We start from the raw sequence: 13,059 nt of genomic DNA, 5'->3' as shown, positions 1-13,059 counted from the left end.
CCCAGATGTCGGCCGGGTTCGACCACAGGACGGCGAGCGAGCTCAGGGCGCTGGTTGCGTCCCGGCAGGTTTCGCCGGTCGAACTCACCCGGCGCGCGCTGGACGCCGCCGAGGCGACGCAATCGACGCTCAACGCCTTCTGTTTCCTCATGCCTGACGAAGCCATGGCCGCCGCCCGGCAAGCGGAAGACGCCCTCATGCATGGACTCCCGCTCGGGCCCCTGCACGGTCTGCCGTTCTCCGCCAAGGACCTGATGGCGGTCGCCGGCAAGCCTTATGCCTCCGGCTCCCGCGCCATGGCGGACAACATCGCGACGGTGGACGCGCCCGCGGTGGAGCGGGCAAAGGCAGCTGGCGCCATCCTGATCGGCAAGACCACCACCAGCGAATTCGGCTGCAAGCCGGTCGGCGACAGCCCGCTCACCGGCATAACCCGCAACCCCTGGAATCCCGCCAAGACCCCCGGCGGCTCCAGCGCCGGCGCGGCCGCCTCGGTCGCTGCCGGTGTCACGCCTTTTGCGCTGGGCACCGATGGCGGCGGCTCGATCCGTATTCCCTGCGCCTTCACCGGCCTCGCCGGCATCAAGGGCCAGTTCGGCCGCGTGCCGGTCTGGCCGACCTCGGCGACGCCGACGCTCGCCCATGTCGGGCCGATCGCCCGCAACATCGCGGATGCGGCGCTGCTGTTCAGCGCCATCGCCGGCTACGACCCGCGCGACCCGTTCAGCGTCGCCGGCAAGGTGCCGGACGTGCTCGCCGCCACTGCGGAACCCATCGACGGCATGCGCATCGCCTGGAGCCCGACGCTCGGCTATGCCCGCCCGGACCCCGACGTGCTGCGCGTCGCCGAAGGCGTGGTGCGCGCTCTGGAAGATCGCGGCGCCGCCATCGAAGAGGTCGATGCCGTGTTCGCCGCCGACCCCGCGGACATGTGGATCGCCGAATTCTATGCCGGCGTCGGCACCCGGCTGCGCGAGGTCGTGGAACAGCGGCGCGAATTGCTCGATCCCTCAGTCGCCACCGTGCTCGACGCCGCCTTGGCACAGGAGATGCGCGCCTATTACGAGACGGTGTTCCGCCGCTACGCGCTACGCGAGGAGATGCGGCGCTTCTTCGAGCGCTACGACGCGCTGGTCTCGCCGGTGCTGCCCGTCACCTCGCTCGATGCCGGCGTCGACATGCCCGCTCACCTCTCAGACCGCAATCTGGTGAGCTGGGTGTTCTACACCTACCCGTTCAACCTCACCGGCCAGCCGGCCGCGTCGGTCTGCGCCGGCCTTGCCGCCGACGGCATGCCGGTCGGCCTGCAGATTGTTGGCCGCTCGCTTGCAGAGGCGGATGTGGTGCGCCTCGCCGCCGCTATCGAGCGGGCGCGCCCCCCGGTCAGCCTGGTGCCGCCGGCCTTCCGCTCTTCCGATCCCGTCCGCTCTCTCAACGAGGCCCTCTCATGAGTACTCCCGAGACCTTCATGCGCCGTGCCATCGAGATCAGCCGCGACAAGATGAGGGCGGACGGCTCGGCGCCGTTCGGCTGCGTCATCGTCAAGGATGGCGTCATCGTCGGCGAGGGCGTCAACAACGTCGTCAATAATCATGACGCAACGTCCCACGGCGAGGTCGAAGCAATCCGCGACGCCGGCCGCAATCTGAAGACGTGGGATCTCAGTGGTTGCGACCTCTATACGACATGTGAGCCGTGCGAGATGTGCGTCGCCTCGATGTTCTGGGCGAAGATCGGCCGCATGTACTACGCCAACACGCTGAAGGATTGCGCCGAGATCGGCTTCAAGCTGGAGCCGCTGACGACGATGGTACGCAGCGATCTACACGATCGCACGCTTCCGGCACAGCGCTTGCTTGAGGGCGAGGCCCGCGCGGTTCTCGACGAGTGGGCGTCCACGCCTGGTTTCGAACCCTTCCAGTGACCACCGGCCGGCGCATGCACCCGGCCCCACCAACCAACAAGACCGCTTCCAGATGGAGATGACGACATGACCCCGCCGGATGAGCCGATCACCGATTTTCGCGCCCTTCTGCATCCGATGAACCGCCGCCGCCTGCTGCAGGGCGCGGCCGGCCTCGCCGGCGCCGCCGCACTCGGCAGCTCGCTGCCCGAGCCCGCTTATGCGCAGGACAAGGTGCTGAACCTGCTCTCCTGGCCCGGTCACGCCGACCCGGCGGTGGTGAAGCCGTTCGAGGACAAGTACGGCGTCAAGGTCGTCGCCAAGGAATATGTCGGCGGCGAGCCGATGCTGGCGCTGATGAACCAGTCGCCCCCCGGCTCGTTCGACGTGGTGCTCGCCGATGCCGAATATATCGGCATGCTGAAGGAAGGCGGCTTCATCGACAAGCTGAACCCGGCGGATTATTCCTTCGCCGACTATTGGCCGGAGTTCCAGAAATTCGAGCCGCACTGGCCCGGCGGCGAGCTCTATTCGGTGCTGATCCGCTTCGGCTATCTCGGCATCGCCTATCGCACCGACGTGCTCACGGAAGCCGACGTGAAGTCCTACAAGGTGCTGTGGGATCCGAAGATCAAGGGTAAGCTCGGCTTCTTCGACTGGTACTTGCCGACCATGGGCTGCCTCAGCCTCTATAACGGCAACAAGCCGCCCTTCGACATCTCCGACGCCGCCTTCGGCAAGCTGAAGGAGACACTGTTCTCGCTGAAGCCGCAGGCCAGCGGCTTCTATTCGATGGCCGACCAGTTCTCCATGCTGACCAACGGCACCGCTGCCGCCATTCCCGGCGTCGGCGACTGGGTGGTGCTGCTCTTGCAGAAGAACGGCGTGCCGGTTTCCGCCACCGTGCCGGACGAAGGCGGCATCCAGTGGACCGAGTCCATGTCGATCGTCTCCTCCTCGCCGAAGAAGGACCTCGCCAAGGCTTTCATCCAGTACATGTCCTCGGCCGAAGGCCAGGTGCGCTCGGCGCACATGCCGGCCTATTGGGCCTCCATCCCCAACAAGAAGGGCTGGGAGCTGCTCAACAAGGACTTCCCGGCCGACGCCAAGGCGCTCCGCCACACCTTCGACGCCCGCAACGTCATGGACGAGTACAAGGACGGCAAGATCTTCATCCGCAAGACCCCGGTGAAGCAGAGCATCGAAGCCTGGAACGACGTCTGGTCCGAATTCAAGGCGATGTGACAGCGTCCTGGGTGCCGATAACTCCCTCTCCCCGACGGGGAGAGGGTTGGGGTGAGGGGGTCTTCGCGGCTTCCCGGCCGGGCTCCCCCTCACCGACCCGCTTCGCGGGCCACCTCTCCCCAATGGGGAGAGGGAAGTACGGGGCCGCACACTAAGAACGCAGGCGGCCGTGTGCCGCCCGCCGCTTCCACCGGACGCTTCAAGCAGGGTTCATATCAGTGACGTCGCCTACGGACGCCGTGTCCGCTCCATCGACGCCGCCGGGCACACGCCGCGCCACCGGCGCGCGCTTCGCCGTGTTCTGGGGCGCGCCGCCGCTCATCTGGCAGCTGGCCTTCTTCCTGGTGCCGCTCGGCTTCCTGGTGGCGATGACCTTCTGGTCGGTGAAGAACTTCCGGCTGGCGCCGGATTCCACGCTGGCCAACTGGATCTTCATCCTCAATGCCGGCTTCTTCCGCAGCGCCTATGTCTACACTTTCTGGCTCTCCGCTTTGACCGCGGTGCTCGCCAGCCTGATCGCCTTCCCCGCGGCCTATACACTCGCCTACAAGGTGAGCCCCGCGACGCGGCGCTTCATGATCTTCATGCTGGTGGTGCCGTTCTTCACCTCCTACCCGGTCCGCATCTACTCGACGCAGATCTTCTTCAGCCCGCAGGGCATCATCAATACCGTGCTGACCCCGCTCGGCCTCGGCCCGCTCCAGGTGCTGAACACCGCGACCGGAACGATAGTCGGCTACATGGTGCTGGTGCTGCCGCTGGTAGTACTGCTGCAGACCTTCGCGCTCTCCAACGTGCCGCGCATCCTCATCGAGGCGGCGCACAATCTCGGCTGCGGCCGGCTGCGCACCATCCTCACCGTCATCATCCCCTCGGCCCGGATCGGGCTGATCGTCGCCGGCACCTTCGCCTTCGTGCTGGCATTCGGCGACTATGTCGCCCCGGTCTATCTCGGCGGCTCGAAGCCGCCGACGCTGAGCATCCTCATCGCCGACCAGGTGAAGTCCGGCAATAACTGGCCGCGTGCCTCGGTGGTCGCGGTGACGATGATCGTGACGCTGATGACGGTGATGCTGGTCATGCTCGGCCTCGCTTACGGCAAGCGGGGGGCGAAGCGATGAGCGGCGCCGTGCTCCGCCGAGGCATGCTGGTCGCCTATACCATCCTGGTGTTCGGCTTCATCTTCGCCCCGATCGTCTCGACCATCGTGTTCTCGTTCAACGCCGACCGCTTCCCCAGCCTGCCCTGGGGCGGCTTCAGCCTGCAATGGTACGAGGCGATCTTCGCCGACGACACCATCAAGCGCGGCCTGATGAACAGCCTGACCGTGGCCGGCGCCACCGCACTGATCGCCACCTTCCTCGGCTTCGCCGCCGCCTATGTCGACTACCGCTACCGCTTCATCGGCAAGTCGGCCTATCTCGCGCTGGTCGCGCTGCCGCCGACCGTGCCGGTGGTGATCCTCGGCGTCGCCATGCTCACCTTCGAGGGCCGCGTCGGCCTGTCGGGGACGATAACCGGAATCATTGTCGGCCATGTCGTCCTGAGCGCGCCGTTCGCCATGGCGCTGGTGCGGATGCGCCTCGCCGATCTCGACCCTGACATCGAGCGCGCCGCCTGGAATCTCGGCGCCACGCCCTGGGCGACGATGTTCGGCGTGATCGTGCCGTTTTGCCTGCCGGCGATCCTCGCGAGCCTGTTCCTCACCGCGGCGGTGTCGTTCGACGAATTCATGATCGCCTGGTTCGTCTCCGGCCTCAACGAAACGCTCCCGGTGCGCGTGCTCGCCATGCTGCAGGGCCAGGTGAGCCCGCGCATCAACGCCATCGGCGCCGTGGTGTTCGGCGTCAGCATCACCCTCGTCGTGCTGGCGCAAATGCTGATCGGCCGCCGCCTCGGGCGCACAGCCAAGGAAGGATGAGACCCATGGCCGCTCCCATGATCGAGATCGACCGTGTCGCCAAGCACTATGACAACCACGTCGCGGTGGCCGAGGTGTCCTTCGTCATCGAGAAGGGCGAGTTCATCGCGCTGATGGGTCCTTCCGGCTGCGGCAAGACCACGACGCTGCGCATGATCGCCGGGCTCGACCAGCCGACCTCCGGCGAGATCCGGCTGTGGGGCCGGCGGCTGAACGAGGACGCGCCGTGGGAGCGCGACGCGCCGCTGGTGTGGCAGAGCTACGCGCTCTTCCCGTTCCTGTCGGTGCGCAAGAATGTCGAGTTCGGCCTGAAGCAGCGCGGCCTGCCCGCGCCCGAGCGCCGCAAGAAGTCCGACGAATGGCTGGAGCGGCTCGGCATTTCCGCCTTCGCCGAGCGCGGCGTCGACCAACTGTCCGGCGGCCAGCGCCAGCGCGTCGCCTTGGCTCGGGCGCTGGCGCTCGAACCCGAAATGCTGCTGCTCGACGAGCCGCTCAGCGCGCTCGACCCGCATTTGCGGGTGCGCATGCAGGCGGAGCTGGTGCGCCTCCATCGCGAGCTCGGCATCACCTTCATCTGCGTGACGCACAGCCATTCCGAGGCCTTCGCCATGGCCGACCGCGTCGTCATCATGAATGAGGGCCGGGTGCAGCAGATCGGCAGGCCGCAGGAGATCTATCGCCGCGCCGCCAACCGCTTCGTCGCCGAATTCGTCGGCGGCAACAATATCCTCTCCGGCACCGCCAGGGTGGACGGCGAAGCGATCGAACTGGCCGGCGCGTTCGGCACGGTGCGCGCGCCACTGCCCGAGGGCCGCACCATCGCCAGCGGCGAGGCGGCCACGCTGGTCGTCGCCGCCGACCGCATCGAGCTGGCGGAAGTCCGCAACGGCACCGGTAACGAGGTCGCCGGGCGCATCGCCACGCTCGAATTCGTCGGCTCCACCGTCACCGTGTTCCTGGAGACCGACGGCGGCGGTGAATTGCGCGTGCAGCGCCCGCTGCACGACATCGAGAACACCCCGCTCAGCGTCGGCCAGCCGGTCGTCGCCCGCTGGTCGCCCAGCCTAGGCTTCTTCCTGCCGGGGTGATTGCTTTTTCCTTCCCGCCTGAACTTGCCGGAAATCATGGAGTGAATCCGATGTCGATCTTCATTCGCGGCGCCACCGTGCTCGCCATGGGCGGCGCGCAGGGGTCGGTACCCTTCGTCGGCGACGTGCATGTCGAGGGCGAGCGCATCAAGGCCATCGGCACCGGCCTGCCGGTTCCGGAGGGCGCGGAGATCATCGACGGCACAGGCAAGCTGGTGATGCCGGGCCTGATCAACGCCCATCTGCATTCCGGCGAAGCGCTCTACAAGGGGCGCTACGACAACATGCCGCTCGAGATCTGGATGCTTTATTCCTATCCGATCCTCGGCGCCAAGGCGCTCAGCGAGCGCATGATCTATCTGCGCTCCATGGTGGTCGCCATCGAGTCGCTGAAGACCGGCGTCACCTGCCTCACCGACGATATATTCGAGGCGCCGCGGCAGACCCTTGGTCAGCTTGGCGCGGCGGTCGCCGCCTATGACGATGCCGGCATCCGCGCCACCGTCTCCGGCCATGTGATGGATCGCGATTTCCTCGATTCCATCCCCTATTCGCGCGAGCACGTGCCGGCTGAGCTCCAGGCCGAGGTGGCCAAGCTCGTCCCGCCGACCACGGCCGAATACATCGCCTTCGCCAAGGAGGCTTATGCCGCCTTCCATGGCCGCTCGGGCCGCATCCGCTTCATGCTGGCACCCTCGGCGCCGCAGCGCTGCACGCCGGAGCTGATGCAGGCGGCCAACGAGTTGGCACTCGAATGGCAAGTGCCGTTCCACACCCACATCGTCGAGACCAAGGTGCAGGGCGTCACCGGGCCGGCGCTCTATGGCAAGACGCTGATGCGCTACATGGCCGATCTCGGCCTGATGCATCCCGGCGTCACCATCGCCCACTCGATCTGGGTGACTGAGGACGACATCGCGCTGATGGGCGAGGCCGGTGTCTCCATCGTCCACAACACCATCTCCAACCAGAAGCTGGGAGCCGGCGTTGCGCCGGTGCGCAAGCTTCTGGAGGCGGGTGTAAACGTCGCGCTCGGCTCGGACGGCATCTGCTCCAACGACACGCCGCGCATGTTCGACGTGATGCATGCCTGCGGCCTGATCCACAAGGTGACGACGCCGGACTACAAGCAATGGCTCAGCGCCGCCGAGGTGCTGCACGCCTGCACGCTGGCCGGCGCGAAGAGCGCGATGATCGGCCATGAGACCGGCTCGCTGGAGGCCGGCAAGAAGGCGGACTTGCTGATCCTCAATCTCGACACGGTGAGCTTCACGCCACGCAACGACATCCTCAACCACCTCGTCTATTGCGAGAACGGCTCGTCGATCGAAAAGGTGATGGTGAATGGCGAGATCGTCGTGGCGGACGGCAAGCTGACAAAGATCGACGAGGCCGCGCTGCTCGCCGAATTGCGCGCGTTGATGCCGGAGTTCAACGCCTATCACTCCGGCGTCGAGGCCAGGAACCGTGCCTTCGAACCCTATTTCGACGCCATCCATCGCCGCTGCAACAGCCAGGATCTCGGCGTGCATCGCCTGATCGGCAACTCCGACATGTGGCCGGCGTGAGAGTGATTGACATGCCCCAGTCTTCCGTCCGCATCGCCGACCTCACCTGGTACGACTTCGCCGCACGAGTGAAGGACGATCCGATCGTCTTCCTGCCGACCGGCTCGGTCGAGCAGCACGGCCCGCATCTGCCGCTGTTCACCGACGTGATCCTGCCGGTCGCGGTGGCCGAGGCGGTGGCCGCAAAGCTCGGCGGCCTCGTCGCGCCGCCGGTGACCTATGGCTACAAGTCGCAGCCGAAATCCGGCGGCGGCAACCACTTCCCCGGCACGCTCAGCCTCGACGCCAGCGTGTTCATCTCGCTCGTGCGCAACATCATCAATGAGCTGGCGCGCCATGGCGTGCGCAAGGTGGTGCTGTTCGACGGCCATATGGAGAACCAGTGGTTCCTGGTCGAAGCCGCCGACCTCGCGCTGCGCGACCAGCGCGCGGAGGGTGTGCACGACCTCAAGATCGTCAAGCTCGGCTATTGGGAGTTCATCACCAAGGCGACCGAGGCGGCACTGTTCCCGGAGGGCATGCCGAGCTGGGAGCTGGAGCATGCCGCGGTGATGGAGACCTCGGTGATGCTCCATCTGCGGCCCGATTTGGTGCGGGTGGACAAGATCCCCGACCACCCGGCGGCGAGCTTCCCGCCCTACGACGTCTACCCCTTCGACACCACGCCGATCCCGCCAGACGGCGTGCTGTCGTCCGCCAAGCCGGCGAGTGCGGAGAAGGGCGCGATCGTGATCGAGCAGGTGGTGCCGGACATCGCGGCCAGCCTGGCGAAGGTATTCGGGAAGCCGACAGAAGCTTGAGCATCCTTCGAGGCTCACTGCGTTCGCACCTCAGGATGACGTGGCTCTCGATAAGCAAACCACGTCATGCTGAGGTGCCGGCGCATCGCGCCGGCCTCGAAGCACGCACGCGCCCGCCGCTGGCTCACTTCATTGATAAGACTCTAAAATCGGCATCGAAAACACTTGCGGCGGCGGCTCGGCGGTCATAGACCGCGCCTCATGCATCCGCCGGAGAGTGCCCCAGAAGAGCCGAGCTTCGCGACCCAGCGCGATCCACGTCTGCGCATCCTCATCCCGGTCATCGTCGCCATGGCGTTCCTGATGGAACAGCTGGATTCGACGATCATCACCACCGCCATCCCCGACATGGCCCGCAGCCTCGGCACCACTCCGGTGCGGCTGAACGTGGCGGTGACCGCCTATGTGCTCACCGTCGCCGCCTTCATTCCGGTGAGCGGCTGGTTCGCCGACCGCTTCGGCGCTCGCCGCGTCTTCATCGCCGCGCTGCTCATCTTCACCACCGGCTCGGTGCTTTGCGGCATGGCCGACAGCTTCGGCATGCTGGTGGCGATGCGCATCGTGCAGGGCCTCGGCGGGGCGATGATGACGCCGGTCGGGCGGCTTATCCTGCTGCGCAGCTTCCCGCGCAGCGAGCTGATGACGGCGATGATGTACATGTCGCTGCCGGCCGTCATCGGGCCGGTGGCCGGGCCGCTGCTCGGCGGCTTCCTTACCACCTATATTTCCTGGCGCTGGATCTTCTACGCCAATGTGCCGTTCGGGATCATCGGCATCGTGTTGGCGCTGCGCTATCTCGACGACGTGCGCGACGACACCAGCCACAAATTCGACTTTGGCGGCTTCTTCCTGGTCGCCACCGGCGTCGTGCTGCTGCAGTTCGGCATGGAGAATGTCAGCCACCCGCTGGTCTCGGCTCCGGCCAATGCCGCCTTGATGGTGGCGGCGGTGCTGCTGCTCCTCGGCTTCCGCTATTATGCCCGCGGCGTCGCCGAACCCGTGGTCGACCTGACGCTGTTCCGGCAGCGATCCTTCGCCGTGGGCACGCTGGCCGGCGGCTTCTGCCGCATCGCCATCAACGGCATGCCCTATCTGCTGCCTTTGATGCTGCAGATCGGCCTTGGTCTCAGCCCGGTCGCCTCGGGCTTGCTGACCTTCGTGGGCAGCGTCGGCGCCATCTTCATCCGTCCGCTGCTGTCACGGCTGCTGCGCGCCTTCGGCTTCGGCAATGTGCTGATCGGCAGCGCACTGGCGGCCTCGGCCATGATGGCGGCAGGCTCCCTCATCGGTCCGGCCACACCCTACTGGCTGATCGTGCTCTATGTGCTGGTGTTCGGCGTGACCCGGACCGTGCAGTTCATGACCTCGAACACGCTGGCCTATGCCGATACGCCGGACGAGAAGCTCAGCCGGGCGACCAGCTTGGGAGGCATCCTGCAGCAGCTCACCGTCAGCTTCGGCGTGTCGCTGAGCGCCATGCTGCTGAGCATCGTCAGCTGGCACGGCGAGGCATTGACGCCCGGCCATTTCCACGAGGTGTTCCTGATCATGGCGATCCTGCCGCTGCTCGCCATCCCCGGCTTCCTGCTGCTGCGGCCGGAAGACGGCGTGCATATCAGCGGCTATCGGAAGAAATAACGGGCCGCCTTACGCCTTGGCGAGGACCAGCGCCGCCAGCGGGATCACCATCGCCTCCGGCTTCGCCGCCAGCCGCTGCGCCATGCCGGCTTCCAGCCGCGCAACGAAATCAGCGTGGCGCGGATCGGCGCTGCCGCCCTCCAGGCCAAGCGCCAGCGTCGGCAGCACGGACGCGCGCGAGAAGGCCGCCCAGCGCGCGCCGTAGGAGGCCGCATCGCCGTCGCGCTGGAAATCGTGCCAGATCGAATCCTCGCCGAGGAACACCTCGGCATGCTCGACTTCAAGGCCGGCAAATCCGCCGGTGGCGGCGAAGGGCGCCAGGAATTGCGCTCGCGTGCGGCCGACGGTCGGTATCGCCATGCGCCGGGCTTCCTCCGGCCGCACGAGGCCTTCGCTGACCAGCGCCAGCAGGCTCGCATACATCGCCTTCAGCACCGGCCGGTAGCCGAAGTCGCCGGCGTCGGTCAGCGCCATGGTCAGCACCACCAATCGCCCGCCGGCGCGCAGCTCGCTCGCGCGGTGGCGCAGGAACGTCTCCCAATCCGCCGCAGCCTGGCGCGTGAAGGCGGCATATGCCCGCTCGTCCCGGCTATAGGCGACCTGCACCTGGTCGGGAATCGGACAGGGCGTGCGGCTCAGCCACTGCACCGCCCATGAGCTCCAGCCGAGCGTGACGGATGAGGCCGGCAGGATCTGCCCATAGAAGGAGCGGCCGACGGCCGAGGCGAAGCTTGAGGGATCGCCCCGCAGATAGCTGGCCGGATCGGTCTCCAGCGTCTGGAACAGCACGCTGAAATCATTGCTCGGCAGATCGGTATGGACAACCGAGACGGTCCGCTCCAGGCCGACCCGCGCGCGCAACGCCTTGATCGTGGCGCCGATCGGCGCCAGCGAATTGCGCCCTTCCGACGAGCCGTAATCGGCAATGACGATCGGCTCGGGCGCCTCCGCCAGCGCGACGCGCCGTGCCGCTTCCTCGATCAGCGGCAGTGCTGGCGAAGAGCCCGCCGCCTGGACGCCGGAGCTGCGATTATAGGCGCCGTGCCCTTCCATCGGGGCCGGAGCGGCCGGAACAGCTGTGCTTGCCATGGCGATGCCCCCGCCTCGCTGCGATGATGTCGCGACACATCAGCCATAACACGCCCCGCGTGCAAGAGGCCTCGCGGCTCAAAGGCCAGCCTCACTCCCCCAGCAAATTCGCCTTCACCCGGTTGAGGTGCCGCGTCAGCGCCGCCTCGGCCTGCTTCGCATCGCGGGCGCGCAGTGCGGCGACGATTTCGCGGTGCTCCTGGCGATAGTGGTCGCGGCGCTCCTTGGTGATGCTCATGCGCTTGAGATCGCCCCACTCGGCATGGTCGCGCGCCGCGGTGATGGTGGCGTAGATGTCGATGATCAGCCGGTTGTGGGTCGCCTCGGCGATCGCCTGGTGCAGCGCCGCGTCCCACTTCTCGAAGCCCTCGAAATCCTCCGCGGCTTCGGCGCGCCGGTTGCACTCCTCCATGCGTTCGAAATCGGCGGCGTTGGCATTCATGGCGACGAGCTGGGCGAGGCGCGGCTCGACGATGAGGCGCGCCGCCATGATCTCGGTCGGGCTGGCGTCGGAAAGCGCGGGACCGACGGCAGCAGAGGCGGGCAGCGTCTCGGCGACATAGGTGCCGCTGCCCATGATGCGCACCACCTTCTGCTGCGCCTCGAACACGGACAGCACGTCGCGCACCGCCGAGCGCGGCACCCTCAGCCGCTCGGAAAGCGCGCGCTCGGTCGGCAGCTTGGAGCCCGGACCATATGTGCCTGACCGTATCGCCTGGTCCAGGAAGTCCTGGACCAGCAGCGTCGGCCGGCGGTCAACCAATTCCCTGTCCATACCATTCCTCGGCCCCCGATTGGCATTCTGTATGCCAAGCGAATCTCCCCGTCAATTCACTCAAGCCTCAGCATTTATAGCAAAACCGCGATTGACAAGCGATCAACCAATCGGTTTTAAGTGGGCTGAATTGGTGTACCAATCAAGGCCAAGAGCGACAAGGGCAACACATGAAATTCGCCACCTACACGCACGGCGGGCATGAGCGGGTCGGGCTGGTTGATGCCGAGGCCGGGCGCATCCACCCCGTGGATGCCGCGGACATGGTCGACCTCATCGCCCGCTATGACGAGATCAAGCCGGCGATCCACATGAATGGCAGCGGCGTGGCGCTGGACGAAGTCACGCTGCTGGCGCCGATCCCCCGCCCGCGCCGCAACATCTTCTGCGTCGGCAAGAATTATCGCGACCATGCCAGGGAATTCGCCAAGAGCGGCTATGAGGCCGGCGCGGTGAAGGATGTCGACGATTATCCGGCCGTATTCACCAAGCCCGCCACCTGCGTGGTCGGCCCGGGCGCCACGGTCGAAACCCATCCGACCGTGACCAATGCGGTCGACTACGAGGTCGAGCTGACCATCGTGATCGGCCGCGGCGGCCGCGATATCAAGCGCGCCGATGCGCTGAGCCACATCTGGGGCTACACCATCATCAATGACGTGACCGCGCGCGACCGTCAGAAGAACCACCGCCAGTGGTTCCTCGGCAAGGCGCTCGACACCTTCTGCCCGATGGGCCCGTGGATTACCACCGCCGACGAGGTCGACGGCTCGAACGTCCAGGTGCAGACCTGGGTGAATGGCGAACTGCGCCAGGACGCCAACACAAGCGACCTGATCTTCGACATTCCCGGCCTGATCGAGACCATTTCCGCCGGCACCACGCTGGAGCCGGGTGACCTGATCGCCACCGGCACTCCGGCCGGCGTCGGACTCGGTTTCAATCCCCCCAAATTCCTCAAGGCGGGTGATACCGTGACCATGTCGATCACCGGGCTCGGCACGCTCACGAACCCGTTCGCCTGAGCTAACG

Annotated in this window: 12 protein-coding genes; 10 read left to right on the top strand and 2 right to left on the bottom strand. The window is 66.5% G+C overall.

What is annotated here, in order from left to right; genetic code table 11:
• The first annotated feature begins 5 nt into the window (after positions 1 to 5).
• From G3545_RS19615 to G3545_RS19575, 9 genes are all read left to right on the top strand, one after another.
• The gene (locus G3545_RS19615) at positions 6 to 1,451 is read left to right on the top strand and encodes an amidase family protein (RefSeq protein ID WP_170014938.1); all 1,446 of its coding nucleotides are present in this window, start codon (positions 6 to 8) and stop codon (positions 1,449 to 1,451) included.
• Entirely contained in the window at positions 1,448 to 1,924 is a 477-nt protein-coding gene (locus tag G3545_RS19610; RefSeq protein ID WP_170014937.1) for a nucleoside deaminase, read from the top strand. Before G3545_RS19615 ends, G3545_RS19610 begins: the two co-directional genes overlap by 4 nt.
• Positions 1,925 to 1,990: 66 nt before the next feature.
• The gene (locus G3545_RS19605; protein WP_170014936.1) at positions 1,991 to 3,148 is read left to right on the top strand and encodes a spermidine/putrescine ABC transporter substrate-binding protein; all 1,158 of its coding nucleotides are present in this window, start codon (positions 1,991 to 1,993) and stop codon (positions 3,146 to 3,148) included.
• A 218-nt stretch (positions 3,149 to 3,366) separates the two neighbouring features.
• On the top strand, positions 3,367 to 4,269 hold the full coding sequence (locus G3545_RS19600) for an ABC transporter permease (protein ID WP_246702484.1): 903 nt from the start codon (positions 3,367 to 3,369) through the stop codon (positions 4,267 to 4,269).
• Positions 4,266 to 5,069, top strand: a complete 804-nt coding sequence (locus G3545_RS19595) for an ABC transporter permease (protein WP_170014935.1) — start codon at positions 4,266 to 4,268, stop codon at positions 5,067 to 5,069. Before G3545_RS19600 ends, G3545_RS19595 begins: the two co-directional genes overlap by 4 nt.
• 5 nt (positions 5,070 to 5,074) lie before the next feature.
• A complete protein-coding gene (locus G3545_RS19590) occupies positions 5,075 to 6,157 on the top strand; it encodes an ABC transporter ATP-binding protein (protein WP_246702483.1) in 1,083 nt (360 codons plus the stop codon).
• Positions 6,158 to 6,207: 50 nt separating this feature from the next.
• Positions 6,208 to 7,725 carry an amidohydrolase gene (locus G3545_RS19585; protein WP_170014933.1) on the top strand — a complete coding sequence of 506 codons (1,518 nt, stop codon included), beginning with the start codon at positions 6,208 to 6,210 and terminating at the stop codon, positions 7,723 to 7,725.
• 11 nt (positions 7,726 to 7,736) lie between these two features.
• The gene (locus G3545_RS19580) at positions 7,737 to 8,525 is read left to right on the top strand and encodes a creatininase (RefSeq protein WP_170014932.1); all 789 of its coding nucleotides are present in this window, start codon (positions 7,737 to 7,739) and stop codon (positions 8,523 to 8,525) included.
• A 201-nt stretch (positions 8,526 to 8,726) separates the two neighbouring features.
• Positions 8,727 to 10,163, top strand: coding sequence for a DHA2 family efflux MFS transporter permease subunit (locus tag G3545_RS19575; RefSeq protein ID WP_170014931.1), 1,437 nt, complete (start codon positions 8,727 to 8,729; stop codon positions 10,161 to 10,163).
• Positions 10,164 to 10,172: 9 nt separating this feature from the next.
• Here G3545_RS19575 and G3545_RS19570 read toward each other — a convergent pair whose 3' ends face one another.
• Both G3545_RS19570 and G3545_RS19565 read right to left on the bottom strand, forming a co-directional pair.
• Complete coding sequence (locus G3545_RS19570) at positions 10,173 to 11,252, bottom strand: SAM-dependent methyltransferase (RefSeq protein WP_170014930.1); 1,080 nt, start codon at positions 11,250 to 11,252, stop codon at positions 10,173 to 10,175.
• Between the two features lie 91 nt (positions 11,253 to 11,343).
• Entirely contained in the window at positions 11,344 to 12,027 is a 684-nt protein-coding gene (locus tag G3545_RS19565) for a FadR/GntR family transcriptional regulator (protein WP_170014929.1), read from the bottom strand.
• Between the two features lie 170 nt (positions 12,028 to 12,197).
• Here G3545_RS19565 and G3545_RS19560 point away from each other — a divergent pair, with 170 nt between their 5' ends.
• Positions 12,198 to 13,052, top strand: a complete 855-nt coding sequence (locus G3545_RS19560) for a fumarylacetoacetate hydrolase family protein (RefSeq protein WP_170014928.1) — start codon at positions 12,198 to 12,200, stop codon at positions 13,050 to 13,052.
• Positions 13,053 to 13,059 lie beyond the last annotated feature (7 nt).

It is taken from the genome of Starkeya sp. ORNL1 (assembly GCF_012971745.1).
Classification (GTDB): Bacteria; Pseudomonadota; Alphaproteobacteria; order Rhizobiales; family Xanthobacteraceae; genus Ancylobacter.
This window is presented reverse-complemented; position numbering and strand designations above follow the sequence as displayed.